13 protein-coding genes are annotated in these 14,425 nt (G+C 68.5%); 7 read left to right on the forward strand and 6 right to left on the reverse strand.

Features of this window, described 5'->3' with window-relative positions:
- Positions 1 to 6: 6 nt before the first annotated feature.
- Positions 7 to 510, reverse strand: coding sequence for a SigE family RNA polymerase sigma factor (locus ACIA58_RS38185; protein ID WP_396408755.1), 504 nt, complete (start codon positions 508 to 510; stop codon positions 7 to 9).
- Positions 497 to 1,459, reverse strand: a complete 963-nt coding sequence (gene miaA / locus ACIA58_RS38190) for a tRNA (adenosine(37)-N6)-dimethylallyltransferase MiaA (RefSeq protein ID WP_396408756.1) — start codon at positions 1,457 to 1,459, stop codon at positions 497 to 499. The genes ACIA58_RS38185 and miaA overlap by 14 nt, the downstream gene beginning before the upstream one ends.
- A gap of 155 nt (positions 1,460 to 1,614) precedes the next feature.
- Between miaA and ACIA58_RS38195 the strand changes: the two genes are divergently transcribed.
- From ACIA58_RS38195 to ACIA58_RS38210, 4 genes are all read left to right on the forward strand, one after another.
- Positions 1,615 to 1,839: a hypothetical protein gene (locus ACIA58_RS38195; protein WP_396408757.1), complete on the forward strand. Its 225-nt coding sequence runs from the start codon at positions 1,615 to 1,617 to the stop codon at positions 1,837 to 1,839.
- Between the two features lie 122 nt (positions 1,840 to 1,961).
- Complete coding sequence (locus ACIA58_RS38200) at positions 1,962 to 2,207, forward strand: antitoxin (protein WP_396408758.1); 246 nt, start codon at positions 1,962 to 1,964, stop codon at positions 2,205 to 2,207.
- Positions 2,208 to 2,275: 68 nt separating this feature from the next.
- Positions 2,276 to 3,019 carry an MBL fold metallo-hydrolase gene (locus ACIA58_RS38205; protein ID WP_396408759.1) on the forward strand — a complete coding sequence of 248 codons (744 nt, stop codon included), beginning with the start codon at positions 2,276 to 2,278 and terminating at the stop codon, positions 3,017 to 3,019.
- Between the two features lie 43 nt (positions 3,020 to 3,062).
- A complete protein-coding gene (locus ACIA58_RS38210) occupies positions 3,063 to 3,650 on the forward strand; it encodes a GNAT family N-acetyltransferase (RefSeq protein ID WP_396408760.1) in 588 nt (195 codons plus the stop codon).
- Here ACIA58_RS38210 and ACIA58_RS38215 read toward each other — a convergent pair.
- Together ACIA58_RS38215 and ACIA58_RS38220 are read right to left on the reverse strand one after the other, a co-directional pair.
- Entirely contained in the window at positions 3,647 to 4,666 is a 1,020-nt protein-coding gene (locus tag ACIA58_RS38215) for a hypothetical protein (protein WP_396408761.1), read from the reverse strand. The genes ACIA58_RS38210 and ACIA58_RS38215 overlap by 4 nt on opposite strands.
- A complete protein-coding gene (locus ACIA58_RS38220; protein ID WP_396408762.1) occupies positions 4,659 to 5,666 on the reverse strand; it encodes a LuxR C-terminal-related transcriptional regulator in 1,008 nt (335 codons plus the stop codon). Before ACIA58_RS38220 ends, ACIA58_RS38215 begins: the two co-directional genes overlap by 8 nt.
- Before the next feature lie 299 nt (positions 5,667 to 5,965).
- Between ACIA58_RS38220 and ACIA58_RS38225 the strand changes: the two genes are divergently transcribed.
- From ACIA58_RS38225 to ACIA58_RS38235, 3 genes are all read left to right on the forward strand, one after another.
- Positions 5,966 to 9,715 (forward strand): S8 family peptidase, encoded by a 3,750-nt coding sequence (locus ACIA58_RS38225; RefSeq protein WP_396408763.1) that lies wholly within the window; start codon positions 5,966 to 5,968, stop codon positions 9,713 to 9,715.
- Between the two features lie 108 nt (positions 9,716 to 9,823).
- Complete coding sequence (locus ACIA58_RS38230; RefSeq protein WP_396408764.1) at positions 9,824 to 10,279, forward strand: NUDIX domain-containing protein; 456 nt, start codon at positions 9,824 to 9,826, stop codon at positions 10,277 to 10,279.
- 70 nt (positions 10,280 to 10,349) lie between these two features.
- Positions 10,350 to 12,170, forward strand: a complete 1,821-nt coding sequence (locus ACIA58_RS38235; protein ID WP_396408765.1) for a LamG-like jellyroll fold domain-containing protein — start codon at positions 10,350 to 10,352, stop codon at positions 12,168 to 12,170.
- Here ACIA58_RS38235 and ACIA58_RS38240 read toward each other — a convergent pair.
- Together ACIA58_RS38240 and miaB are read right to left on the reverse strand one after the other, a co-directional pair.
- A complete protein-coding gene (locus ACIA58_RS38240; RefSeq protein ID WP_396408766.1) occupies positions 12,160 to 12,861 on the reverse strand; it encodes a phosphotransferase in 702 nt (233 codons plus the stop codon). The genes ACIA58_RS38235 and ACIA58_RS38240 overlap by 11 nt on opposite strands.
- Positions 12,858 to 14,330 (reverse strand): tRNA (N6-isopentenyl adenosine(37)-C2)-methylthiotransferase MiaB, encoded by a 1,473-nt coding sequence (gene miaB / locus ACIA58_RS38245; protein WP_396408767.1) that lies wholly within the window; start codon positions 14,328 to 14,330, stop codon positions 12,858 to 12,860. Before miaB ends, ACIA58_RS38240 begins: the two co-directional genes overlap by 4 nt.
- Between the last annotated feature and the right edge of the window lie 95 nt (positions 14,331 to 14,425).

Consider the following 14,425-nt stretch of genomic DNA (forward strand, 5'->3'; position numbering starts at 1 on the left):
CAGCCCTCAGCTACTCCCCGTCTCTTCCGTCATCAGGTCCTTCAACCGCTTCAGCGCCTTCGCCGTCTGGCTTTTCACCGTGCCCTCGGTGCACTCCAGGATCCGTGCACAGGTTGCGACATCCAGGTCCTGGAAGTACCGCAGCACCAGCACGGCCCGCTGCCGCGGCGCGAGATCCAGCAACGCGTCCCGGATGGCGAGGGTGTCGGTCTGATCAGGTACGTCGGGCAGCCGCGGCTCGAGCGTCTCCGCGGTCACCACCTCCGGGTGGCGGCCGGCCCGGCGGCGCTCGTCCAGGAAGGCGTTGACCAGGATGCGGTGCGCATACGGGCCCGCGCCTTCGTGCTTGATCCGGTGCCAGTGCACGTACACCCGGGTGCAGGCGGTCTGGACCAGATCTTCGGCGGTGTGCACGTCACCGGCGGTGAGCAGCAACGCCGTTCTCATCAGCCTGGTGCGGTCCGCGAGCAGGTACTCACGGAACTCGGCCTCACGGTCACCCCCTCGCATTCGTTTCCACCCCGACTACGCCGCCGATCCCCCTGCGGTTGCCCTGGGCTATCACTCGAATTGCCTTCTCCACCAGATCGGGGGCGTCGTACTGGAGCCAACTAATGCGTTGGTCCTTACGGAACCACGAGTCCTGCCTGCGCGCGAACCGCCGCGTGGCCTGGGCGGTCCGTTCCCGGGCCTGCGTTTCGTCGATCTCACCGTTCAGCAACGCGATCACCTGCGAGTACCCGAGTGCGCGGTTGGCCGTCTTCCCCTCAATCAAACCCTTGTCCAGCAGTCCTCGCACCTCGGCCACGAAACCCGCGTCGAACATCCGGTCCACCCGGAGGCCGATCCGCTCGTCCAGTTCGGGCCGCGGTACGTCGAGACCGAGCTGGATCGCGCCCGGGTACACGTAGCGGTGCTCGGGCAGCGTGGCGACGTACGGGCCGTCGGTGATCTCGATGACTTCGAGCGCGCGGACGATCCGCCGGCCGTTGCTCGGCAGGATCTGCTCGGCGGCCTTCGGGTCGAGCTGCCGCAGTTTGTTGTGCAGGGCACCGGATCCGTGCGCTTCCAGCTCGGCCTCGAGCCGGGCGCGGACGACCGGGTCGGTGCCGGGGAAGACGAAGTCGTCGAGGATCGCGCGGATGTACAGCGCGGAGCCGCCGGCCAGGACCGGGACCTTCGATCGGGCGATGCAGTCGTCGATGGCCTCACGGGCGAGTTGCTGGAACTCGGCGACGGTCGCGGTCTGTGTGACGTCGAGGATGTCGAGCAGGTGGTGCGGTACGCCGTCGCGCTCGGACGTACTGATCTTCGCCGTGCCGATGTCCATGCCGCGGTACACCTGCATGGCGTCCGCGTTCACCACCTCGCCGCCCAGGTGCTGCGACAGCGCGACGGCCAGGTCGGACTTCCCGGCCGCGGTGGGGCCGACGACCGCGACGACGAGTGGTTCGGGCATCGCTCCAGTCTGTCAGTGCAGATTCCTTCCCGGCCCCACCACCCCGGTCGTGCCTGCGAAGAGTTGGCCAAGAGGTATGGACCAGCCTTGTGGGTGACCCGGAAAGTTCGGTAAGAACGCCTGGAGCTGGAAACATTTCTACGGGAGGAAACCACGTGACGAATGGGTTCGAGGAAGAGTCGGACGCGGCCAAGGACGCGCTCGGCCTGGGGGAGGAAGCCGACGACCTGGCGGCCGCGAAGCGCAGCGGCGGCGACGTCGAGGCGAAGAAGAGCGGCGGCGACGTCGAGTTCAGCGGTGGAGACGTCGAATCCACCGGTGACGAGAGCGAGGACAGCGGCGGCGACGTAGAGTCTGAGCCGTCGGGCGACGGCGTCTGACACCCGTCCGACGCGCGTCAGCATGGCGCTCGCGGAGATCCCACAGTTCCGGCGTTGCAGGTGCGAAGATCACCGCTAGCTGTCTGTAAGCACTCAACTACGCAGGAATGGGAGCCCCCGAGATGGGCATCTTCGACAAGTTCAAGGGCAAGGCCGAGGACCTGAAGGACAAGGCCACCGATCTGGTCAACGAGCACGGCGACAAGGTCGGTGAAGGTCTGGACAAGGCCGGTGACTTCGTCGACGAGAAGACGGGCGGCAAGTACGGCGACAAGATCGACACGGGCGTCGACAAGGCCAAGGACGGGTTGGACAACCTGGACGGCCAGAACGACGACATCCCCGACAAGCCGAACCAGTCCGCCTGATCTACCCCGAAGGGCCGCAAGCACCCGCTTGCGGCCCTTCGCCATGCCTGGACGTCTAGGGTCTGGGGATGAGCGAGGAACGGTTCCAGGTCGTGGTGCTCGGGTGTGCGACGCCGTACGCCGAGGTGGACAACCCGTGCTCCGGCTATCTGGTGAGCGGTGGTGGCACGCGGATCTGGATGGATGCGGGCAGCGGGACGCTCGGGGAGCTGCAGCGGCATGTGCGGCTGGATGAGCTGGATGCGATCTGGATCTCGCACCTGCATGCGGATCACAGCGCCGACCTGCTGACGGCGTACTACGGCGCGCTCTACGCCGACATCACCTTGCGCGCACCGATTCCGCTCTACGGGCCGCCGGGGATCGCCGATCGGCTGGCGGGATTCCTCACGAACGGGCCGACGCGCAGTCCGATCGAGTCGGCGTTCGCGGTCACCGAGCTGTACGACGGGCATGAGGCGGCGGTCGGCGCGCTCCACCTCACCAGTCGCGCCGTGGAGCACGGGATGCCGGCATTCGCCGTACGTATGGAGAGCGAGGGGCGGTCGCTCGTGTACTCCGGTGACACCGCGCCATGCACTGCGCTGCGGGAGCTGGCCGACGGATGCGACGTACTGCTGTGTGAGGCCGACGGCGCTGAGGACGGACACCACACCCCCGAGCAGGCCGGCGAGACCGCTGCGGGTGCGGCCCGGTTAATCGTGACGCATGTCGGGCGGTCGATCGGCCGGGAGCAGGCGGCTGTGCGCGCCGCGACCCGATTCGACGGGCCCGTCGAGTACGCCGTACCGGGCGCTGCCTATCTCATGTGACTTCCGGACGTAGATCGTCCGGATAGCGTCGTACGCTCGGGGCATGGCCAAGACCAAGGTGGCCGTCGACGAACTGACGGTGCGGGCGCTCGCCCCCGAGACGTGGGATGCGTTCGCGGCGCTCGCGGAGCGGCACAACGGGGTGTGGGGCGGGTGCTGGTGCACGTACTTCCACACGATGCATGACGAGAAGACGTTCGAGGCCGAGAGCAACCGCGACCTCAAGCATCGCCTCGTGATGGAGGGGCGCGCGCATGCGGCGCTCGTGTTCGACGAAGAGCTGGCGGTCGGCTGGCTCGAGTACGGCCCGCCGGCCGAGCTGCCGAACATCAACCACCGCAAGGAGTACGAGGCCGGCCTGGACCGCCCGCCGGATTATCGGCTCACCTGCTTCTTCACCGACCGCAACTACCGCCGCCAAGGCGTCTCAGCAGTTGCGCTCCGCGGCGCCCTCGAGCTGATCGCCCAGGCCGGCGGCGGAGTCGTGGAGGCCTATCCGCAGGACACCGCCGGCAAGAAGATCACCGCCTCCTTCCTCTACAACGGAACTCGCTCGCTCTTCGAGCAGGCCGGCTTCACCTACCTCCGCCCCAAGGGCAAGAACCACACCGTCATGAGCAAGACCGTCTAGCTCGTCTGCCGGTCGGGTCGTTTCGGCTGGGTTGCGCGGAGAGCGGCTTGTACCCCGGCCTGGAAGCGGGTGGCCGCCCCGAGGTCGCGAAGGAGCGCGGCGATCTGGCGCTGGATCGAGCGGTTACTGATGCCCAGCTGACGTGCCACTGCCGAATCCTTCAGGCCGGACAGGAGAAGCGCCTCGAGCCGGTCCTGGCCGGCCATCTGCTGGACAGGCGCCGCCCGGTCACCGGCCGGCGCCAGCGGCACCGCGCCGTACCACAGCCCCTCGAAGAGGTTGCCTAGCGCATCGAGCAGGCCGGACGGGTGGATCACCAGACCTGCTTCGACCTCGGACGGCCCGCGCTGCAAGGGGAGCAGCGCGAGCCGGTCGTCGACAAGGCACAAGGCGAGCGGGACACGTGGGGTCACCCGACTGACCCCACCCGCGCGTCCGGTGCGTTCGAGCTCGTCGCGGAAGCCGGACTGCTCGAGCGCCTTGGCGTCGTACACCGTCCGACAGACCACCGCTCGCTGGAGAAGGGCGAGCTCGGTCCCGATCGCGGCGGCGTCGTCGATGTCGGGCGCACGGCTCAACCTGCGTAGCTCCGTCCGCGCGGAGCGCTTGACCTGATGTACCCGCTGGCGCAGGGCAGGACCGCCGATCACCAGCTCGACGAGGTTCGTCGCGGGACGGACCAGGGAGGCCTGATAGCGGCGGCTCACTTCTCGTGCCGATGCTCGTGCCTGCTCGATGTCCCGCTCGACCGCTATCAGGCGTGCTGCCAGCGCGACGTCGGGCGCGATGGCCGCGTAGCGGGACGGCGCGTCGGCGAGCTGACGAACCAGACCGTGGGAGATGAGTCCGCTCAGTAGGTCGCGCAGCTCCCGCCGGTCCGTGGTCACGGCCAGGAGCTCGGTAAAGCTGAGCGCATGGTGATCGATCAGATATTCGTACACAGCCGCTTCGTGCGGGCTCAGGCCGAGGACAGTGAGATCCTCGCTCGCGGATCGGGGTGGTCCGGTCTCAACCATCGCCGAGCCATCCCTTCCGAACGGCCTCATAACCGGCCTGGAACCGTGTCTGGACGTCGAGTTTGAGCATCATCGCCTGGAGGTACCGGCCGACGGTGCGTTCGGACCAGCCCAGCTGGCGGGCGATCGCGGAGTCGCTCAGCCCGCCGACGAGCAACGGCAGCAGGCAACTCTCGGTCGGGGTCGGCCGGTCCGATCCGTCCGGGTGTGATGGTTGGCCGCCGCCCCGGACCCGGAGCGGAATCGCCCGGGACCAGTAGAGCTCGAACATCTCGCGAAGCGCCTCCAGCAGGGTCGAATCCTCGATCAGCAACGCGGAGGCGAGGTCGACCGGGTTGCGATGCAGAGGTAACAGCGCCGCGGGTTTGTCGCTGAGCAGCAGCTTGATCGGAACTTCGGTGACCCGGGCCTGCTCCCCGGCCGCGAGCCCGGCCTGCAGATCAGCCAGCCGTCCCGGGCGATCCAGGCCGAGTGGGTGGTACAGGACCCGGTACTCGATGCCCTTTCCGAGCAGCTCGAGCTCAAGGCAGTTGATCGGATGCGCCTCGACGTCCGGCCCGAAGCTCACGTACGGCGGAACGTCTGAAACGCAGAGCCCGGACACAGCGCCGCGCTGCAGCTCCTGTGATACACGCGCGATCGCCTCGTGGCCGTAGATCACGTCGATCAGGCGATCCAGTTCCTGCCCCGGACGCCGGCCGTGAAATCTGGTCGCCAGTTCGGTGACCCGTCGCCTGGCCTCGCTGAGATCACGCTCGCGGGCGGACAACAGGGCGTCGAGGGCCGGCTCGGGCTCGACAGCGGCGTACCGCGGCGGGCTGGCTGGGATCCGGGCCACCAGACCGAGGCTCTGCAGCATCTCGAGCGCCGCGTCGACCGGTTCGTCCCAGCCCTCACGATCGGCGATGCGATCGATGTCCGACTCGAGAACGGGCGGACGGCTCAACAGGTAGTCGTACAGGACCTTCTCCTGCCCAGTCAGACCGAAACCGTCCAGCATCTGCCAAAAGCTAGTCGGCCCGCTCTGGCCGAGCGAGTCATTTATTCGCCAATGGCGCGAACCGGACGGTGCAATCCCTTCTGTTCGTCTCGAGCTGAATGGGAGGTTACGGGAGGCCAAGTCAGGCACCGACGGGAGTAGCGATGATGCAACGGCAGCGTGGTGCCAGGACAGCCGTGGCGGCGTTCTGCATTGCCATGGTGGGGATTCTGCAGCTGGCCGGGATACCGGCACGACCTGCTGCAGCAGTCCCCCACCCAGAGGCGACACCAGTCCCTGCCGGCGCGCCCGGCGCGGACTTGACGTTGCTGACCGGCGACAAGGTTCGGGTGCAGCTGGGAGCGGACGGCCGCCCGATCGTGCGGCAGGTGACCGCCGCGCCCCGTGCCGACGGCAGCACGACTGCCTTTCACACGCTGATCCACGCCGGCGACACCTACGTCATACCGTCTGACGCGCTGAGCATGCTGGCCTCGCACACCATCGATTGGCACCTGTTCGACATCGCCGAGCTGGTTGCCAGCGGCTACGACGACGAGAGAACCGATCAGCTACCGATCATCGTCCAGTACCCGCACGGGAGAAGTGATCTGGCGCAGCAGCAACTGCCGGCCACTACTCCCGGCCACGTGCTGGACAGCATCGACGCCACCGCCGTCGGCGTGCGCAAGTCCGAGGCCGGCCAGTTCTGGGCAGCCCTCAGCCGGCACTCCCCGGTGGCGGCCGCGAAGGTGTGGCTCGACCGCAAGGTGACTGTTGCCCTCGACAAGAGCGTGCCGCAGATCGGCGCTCCCGCTGCATGGGCCGCGGGCTTCGACGGCAGCGGGGTGCGGATCGCCGTACTCGACACCGGGCTTGACGCGGGTCATCCCGATTTCGCCGGCAAGGTCGTCGCCGCGCGCAGCTTCGTTCCTGGTGTGACGAGCACGCAGGACGGCCACGGGCACGGCACACATGTGTCGTCGATCGCGGCCGGCACCGGCGCGGCCGACCACGGTGTCTACAAGGGCGTTGCGCCCGGAGCGCAACTGATCGTCGGCAAGGTGCTCGACGACAACGGGTCCGGCCAAGCCTCCTGGGCCATCGAGGCGATGGAGTGGGCCACCCGAACGGAGCACGCCGACGTCGTGAACATGAGCCTGACCGGCGGTGCGACCGACGGCACGGACCCGATGAGCCAGGCCGTCAACGACCTGAGCGAAACGACCGGCGCCCTGTTCACCATCGCCGCCGGGAACTCGGGGCCGCGGGCGGACACTGTCGCCTCCCCCGGGGCGGCCGACCTGGCGCTCACTGTCGCCGCGGTCGACAAGTCCGACCGGCTCGCCGACTTCTCCAGCCGTGGCCCTCGGGTCGGAGATCGCGCTCTCAAGCCCGATCTCGCCGCCCCTGGCGTCGACATCGTGGCGGCCAGAGCAGCCGGTAGCTCGCTCGGGCAGGTCGTCGACGACCACTACATGATGCTGTCGGGTACGTCGATGGCCGCACCGCACGCTGCCGGAGCCGCCGCCATACTGGCACAGCAGCATCCCGACTGGGACGGTCAGACGATCAAGGCCGCGCTGACGAGTACCGCGTTCGACGTCGGCTACACCGCGTACCAGCAAGGTTCCGGGCGTCTCGACGTCGGGCGCGCGTCAGGTCAGAGCGTGCACGCCGATGCGGGCCTGAACTTCGGTGTGTCGCCGTACGGCGACCGCGCCCCACGAACGAAGACCATCACCTACACCAACGACAGCCACGACCCCGTGACGCTCGAGTTGCACGGAACGCTGTCGTCCTACACCGGCTCGCCCGCGCCGCACGGCATGCTCGGGCTCGCTCAGAACAGCCTGACCGTACCGGCCAACGGTCGGGCCTCGGTCACCGTGGCTCTCGACCCGAGTGGAGCCGCCGCCGGCGCGTTCCAGGGGGTAGTTACCGCTACCGACCCGACCGGGAAGATCAAGCTCAGGACGACGATCGGGGCGTATCTCGAACCCCAGCACTTCGACCTGACACTCGAGGTCACCCCACCCCGCGGGGCCACCGATGTGACTGTCTCCGGAGGACTGGTCGTCCGGGAAGACGGCCGGGACGACCTCGACGACGGGCCGATCGCGCTTGCCGCCGGACTGCGGGCCGGCGCCCACCTGCTGGGCGGGACGTACTCGGTGCAAGCCGTCGTCTCGTGGCGCGATGCCGCCGGCGAGCGGCAGTACGCCCTCCCCATCGCCCCAGAGGTTGCCGTAGGCAAGGACACGACCGTACGGTTCGACCTCAACGCGGCCAGGCGGCTGACGATCAGGACGCCGACGCCGACCGAGTCGTACGACGGCGGAGTCAGCATCCGACGCGTCTCGGCCGGCAGTGGGTGGGATGTCCGCTCCGAGCTGGCCTCCGACTACGGCAGCCAGAACTACTGGCTGCTACCCACCAGGTCGGTGAAACTGGGCGCGTTCCACCTCGCCACCGAACAACTCCGCGGCGCCGCACCCGTGACGATGCAGGTCGTCGGACCTGGACACGCGTCTCTCCACCCGCAGTACCAGGCGGCCGACGACACCGTCGCCAGGCTCAAGGGACGAGCGATCGTTCCGCTCCAGGACGTCGGTCTGGGCCGGCCCGAGGACTTCGCCCGCATCCACCTTCGCGGCGCGCTGGTACTGATGCGGCCGACCGACATCTGCACCAACTCCTGTGGCCCGGCGATCGCCGATCGGATCGACGCCGCGGCTCAGGCCGGAGCCATCGGCGTTGTGGTGGCCGGTCCTGCTGCCCGTGTCTCGCTGGGCGACCGTGCCTTCGCCCTCCCGGTCATGACTCTGCCGGCCGACGAGGCGGAGTCGCTGGCAGCCGGCGCCAAGCGAGCAGCGATCAAGATCCGGTTCGAGGGCCAGACCGGCCCGCACAGCGTCTACTCGCTGGCCTTCTCCACCGACGGCGGGGTGCCCGCGGTCCCGACCTACGAGGTGAAGGACCGGGAACTGTACAAGATCACCGACCGGGTTCATGCCGACCGGCCGGCCGGCACTCACATTCTGCGGACCACCAACGATCTGTCGAACACGCTCAGTACGTCGTTCACCCTCGACTCGCCCGGCACGATGACCGAGTACGTGGGACCGGTCTCAGCCACCAGGGCGTGGACGCGCGCAGCCGATCAGACGTACGACGGATCAGCGGACACGGCGTACGAATCGGCCGACGAGACGTTCCCGAACCGCGGCAGCCGGACCGAGGACTGGTACTCGGTCCCGCAGGTACCGGGGGTTCCCGCCGTGCCGGCTTCCGTGGGCCAGCCGCGACTCTGCATGGGTCTGTGCCGGGCCGGTGACACGGTACTGCCCTGGTTCTGGCTTACCTCGGACGAGCCCACCCACAGCGGAAGCCAGTCGTGGTACGGCGGGTCGCCGGGCGATCAGCCCGTGCCACAGGAGACCCTTTCGCTGTCCACATCGGGCCGGGAGCTCCCGCTGGAACTTCGAGAGGTCCACGTCGTGGCCGGATGGGCTGCGCACTTCTGGTGGCCGGCGTTCACCGTGCCAACCGGCAAAGCCACCTACCAGTTGGCCGAGCGGTACCGGTCGCCGCTGCCGTCACAGCGTTACGCGACTGAGGTGGACACCGATCTGACCTTCGTCACAGAACGCCCCGACCCGTCGTCGGCCCTTTGCCTCGGGCAGTGGTTTCCCATCTACGCAGTGGTGTCCAAGGACGAGCCTTGCGCCGCGTTGCCGTCGCTGCACCTGCGGTACGACGTCGGAGCCGACCTGGACAACACATTGCCTGCCGGTCGGGTCCACACGATCACGATCACGCCGTACCAGAACGGACTGCTCGCCGCCGGACCGAAGGTCAAGTCGCTGCAGGCGTGGGTCAGTTACGACGACGGGAGCAAGTGGCAGGAGGTCGCCGTACGACCGGCAGCTCACGGCGCGTTCATCGCGTTGCTCAAGCACCCTCAGCTGGGTGAGACGGCCGGCGCGGTCAGTCTTCGGTTCGAGGCCAGGGACGCGGCCGGCACCTCGATCCGCCAGACGATCCACCGGGCGTACGGACTCAGGTGACCGATGGTGGCCCTGGGTGGCCGCTGAGGCCAGCGAAAGTTCCCCGCGTTCCTGCTTCCTCGTCACCGCCGTCGTCCGGTTGTCGGTGGAAGTGTCTAGGGTGCTGGCATGGATCGTTTTCGGGTGGTGCCGGCGGCTTATGTGGTGGTTCGGCGCGGCGATGAGGTGTTGTTGTTGCTGCGGGCCAACACCGGATACATGGACGGGTACTGGGCGGTGCCGGCAGGGCATGTGGAGAAGGGCGAGTCGGCGATCGCGGCGGCCGTGCGGGAGTTGAAGGAAGAGGTGGGGCTGGACGTCGACCCGGCGGAGCTGGTGCCGGTGACGGCGATGCATCGGACCGGCGGGAACGGCGATCCGATCGACGAGCGGGTGGACTTCTTCTTCATCGCGTCGAAGTGGAGTGGCGAGCCGCGGCTGATGGAGCCGGAGAAGGCCGCGGGCCTGGAGTGGTACTCGCTGGACAAGCTGCCGGAGCCGTTGGTGCCGCACGAGGCACGGGTGCTGGCGGCGGTGGCGGACGGGCGTGGGCTTCCTGCGGTGATCGCCCAGGGTTTCGCCTGAGTTCACCGTTGTTCGCCTTGCTTCGCTCTAGTGTTCGCTGCGGTGTCAGCGAGCTTTGGGAGCGTGGGCGATGGACGAGCGGTACGACGGGACGAGCCGGCGGAAGCTGTTGCAGGCGGGAGCGCTCGGTGCGGGTGCGGTCTTGACCTCAGGCGCCTTGAGCGCGGGAAACGCCGCCGCCGGCACGGGTGGCAGTAGGACGGCTGGCCGGATCGACACGGAGCACCCGCGGTTCACGCTGGCGATCGTGCCGGACACGCAGTACCAGTTCGATCAGGACCGCGGCGATCCAGCGCCGTTGAGGGCGACGTTCGACTGGCTGATCGACCACCGGACCGACGAGAACATCGTCTTCGTCGCACACCTCGGAGACGTCACCGAGAACGCGCTGGCGATGGAGTTCGCGCAGGCCGACCCCGTCTTCAAGATCCTCGACCGGGCCCGCTTCCCGTACTCCGTGCTGGCCGGCAACCACGACATCGACGGGTCGAAGGACGATACCCGCGGCGCGTCGCCGTACCTCGACACGTTCGGCCCGCGGCGGTTCCGATGGATGCCGACGTACGGCGGATCGACCCCGAACGGGTACAACTCCTACCACGTGTTCCGCGCGGCCGGCCGGCAATGGTTGCTGCTGGCAATGGACTGGCGGCCGTCGGACGCGAGCTTCGCCTGGGCCCGGGACGTGATCGCGAAACACCCGAAGCTGCCGGTCGTCCTCACCACGCACGAGATCGTGTACGCCGACGCGGGCGACCCGACCGCCTACTTCAGCGACCATGGCAACCGGGTCTGGGACCAGCTGATCGACGACAACGACCAGATCTTCATCACGATGAACGGGCACTACTGGCCGCCCGGCCGGGTCACGCGCAAGAACGCGGCCGGCCACGACGTACACCTGCACATCACCAACTACCAGGACCGGTTCTACGGCGGATCCGGCATGGTGCGGCTGTACCACTTCGACCTGGCGCGGAACACGATCGACGTCGAGACGATCGCGCCGTGGATCATGGGCCAGGACCCGGCCCGGCGCAACGAGCTCGCCGAGCTCGAGATCGAGCTGACCGACGACATCAACCGGTTCAGCGTCCCGATCGACTTCGACGAACGGTTCGCCGGCTTCGCACCGGTAGCGGTCCGCCCGGCGCGGCCGGCGTCAGAGTTGGTGATCCCAGGCACGGCGGCGTACTGGCGCTTCGACGGGCCTGTTGCCGATCAGGTGATCGACCAGTCGGGCAAGGGCAATCACCTCACCCGCAAGCAACTGTCCGACGACGCGCTCACGGCGAGCACAGAGTTCCACCCGGAGCAGCCCGGGCACGGGAGCTGGCTGTTCCCGGGCGGCAAGGATCCGGCGCGCGGCGGCTATCTGCAGACGGCGGACGGCGCACCACTCAACGCGCTGACCTTCCGCGGCGGGTACACGATCGAGGCCTTCGTGAAGCTGGCCGACGACGGGCAGGACCATTCGTGGGAGGGACTGCTCACCCGGCTGGGCACCGGACGCGACGCGGGCAGGACCGGCAGCGACCCGGACGAGCCTGCGGCGAAGCTCGGGTTCTCCGGTGGGCGGCAGGTGCAGTGGGCGGTGTACCCGCTCGACAAGAACGACACGTTCACGAACTGGGGCCACGAGCAGGTCGCCGGCCGCTGGTTCCACCTGGCGATCGTCAACGACGGCCGGCACAGCATCGTGTACGTCGACTCGTCGGAGCTGCTCCGCAACCCGGCGACCCCGTCCAACGGACTGGCAACCGCCGGTAAGCCCTGGCTCGTCGGCGCCGGCCACTACGCGAACACGATCGACCAGGGCTTCGCCGGCAACATCGGCGAGCTCCGCATCGTCGCCCGCGCACTCGAACCGTCACAGTTCCTCAACGCGTGACGGCTAACGACAGGATCAGCTTTTCCTGCGCGGGGAGGAGGGCGAGCTCCGCGGCGGTGAGGGTCGGGTTGTTGCCGCGGTACTCGAGGGCGGCGGGGAGGCCGGGCGTCGGGTCGATCGTGTTGGCGAGGTAGACGCCGAGGGCGTCGCGCAGCAAGTCGGTGAGCTCCTCGAACGCCGGGTCCAGTGCGACCTGCGCGAAGATGATCGCGGTCAACGCCACGTCGAACTCGGGAATGCCTTCCTCGGCGTTGCGCCAGTCGATGACGACCGGGCCGGCCGGGGTGGCGATCACGTTCAGCGGATGCAGATCGCCGTGGACGACGACCAGTCCCGGCGTACCGCTGGGTGCGGGGATGGCCTGTAGGCGGCGGTGCAGGTCGGCGTGGATCAGGCCGATCTCGGCCGCGGTCAGGTCGCCGGCGATGGCGGCGTCACCCAGCGTCGGGCCGTCCAGGCGCTCGACGACCATGTCCGGACCGCTGACCTCTCGGACATTCGGGACCGGGTAGTCGTACTTCGCCACGTGCCGCATGAAGTCGGCCTCGTCGCGGACCGGATGGCTGTTGCGGTAGCGCCGCAGGACCCACTGGTCGTCGATGGCGTAGACGTCGGCGTCCCGACCGGCGGCGAACGGCTCAGCACCCGGAGGCAGCAGCGCCGACAGCCCGGGCTGCGAACTGTCCGTCATCCGGCCTGGCAGCCGCCGGCTGCTGCTTCGAAGGGCTTGGCACCGAGAGTTGGCATGCCGAGCATTACACCAGGCGAAGGGGCCGGGGCGTCCTGCGCTCGCTGCCACGCGTCGCCGGCGCGAGTACGACGTACTGCGCCGAAGACATCCGCGTTCAAGTGGTGGGGCGCCGCGTACGTGACCTCGACCGTGGCCACGTCGCCCGGCCGCGGGGCCTCGACCTCGGCGGGCAGCGCGAAGTGGACCAGGCGGTTGTCGCGGGCGCGCCCGCTGAGGCGGTGGGTGGCGGCGTCCTTGCGCCCCTCCCCCTCCGCGACGAGCACCTCGACGGTCCGGCCGACCATCTTCTTGTTCTCGTCCCACGCCATCTCGTCCTGCAGCGCGACGAGCCGCTCGTACCGATCCTGGACGACGTCGCGCGGGACCTGGGCCTCCATCGACTCGGCCGGCGTGCCGGGGCGCTTCGAGTACTGGAAGGTGAACGCGCCCGCGAACCGCGCCTGCCGGACCACGTCGAGCGTGCCCTGGAAGTCCTCCTCGGTCTCCCCCGGGAACCCGACGATGATGTCGGTCGTGATCGCCGCGTCCGGCATCGCCGCGCGCACGTCCTCGATGATCTTGAGATAGCGGTCGCGCCGGTAGGAACGCCGCATCGCCTTCAGCACCGTGTCCGAGCCCGACTGCAGCGGCATGTGCAGGGAGGGCATCACGTTCGGCGTCTCGGCCATCGCCTCGATCACGTCGGCGGTGAAGTCCCGCGGGTGCGGCGAGGTGAACCGGACCCGCTCCAGGCCGTCGATCCCGCCGCACGCCCGGAGCAGCTTGCCGAAAGCGAACCGGTCGCCGAACTCCACGCCGTACGAGTTCACGTTCTGACCGAGCAGCGTCACCTCGAGCACGCCTTCGGAGACGAGCGCCTCGACCTCGGCGAGCACGTCACCGGGGCGGCGGTCCTTCTCGCGGCCGCGCAGCGACGGGACGATGCAGAACGTGCAGGTGTTGTTGCAGCCCACGCTCACCGACACCCAGGCGGAGTACGGCGACTCGCGCCGGGTCGGCAGCGTCGACGGGAAGACGTCGAGCGACTCCAGGATCTCGACCTGGGACTCCTCGGCGACCCGGGCCCGCTCCAGCAGCACCGGCAGCGAGCCGATGTTGTGGGTGCCGAAGACCACGTCGACCCACGGCGCCTTCTTGGTGATCGACGCCTTGTCCTTCTGCGCCAGGCACCCGCCGACGGCGATCTGCATGCCGGGCTTGCGGGCCTTCACCGGCGCCAGGTGGCCGAGATTCCCGTACAGCTTGTTGTCGGCGTTCTCCCGGACCGCGCAGGTGTTGAAGACGACCACGTCGGCCTCGTCACCCTCGGGCGCGCGGACGTAGCCCGCGTCCTCCAGCAGCCCGCGCAGGCGCTCGGAGTCGTGGACATTCATCTGACACCCGTAGGTGCGGACCTCATAAGTACGCATAACAGCCACCAAGAGTACGTGCCGGGGTAGACAAATCCCTACCTGGGACCGGCGGGCTGCGACCCGTGTGCCAACCTGCACCGACAACAATAGTG

Source organism: Kribbella sp. NPDC051586 (assembly GCF_044453965.1).
Classification (GTDB): Bacteria; Actinomycetota; Actinomycetes; order Propionibacteriales; family Kribbellaceae; genus Kribbella.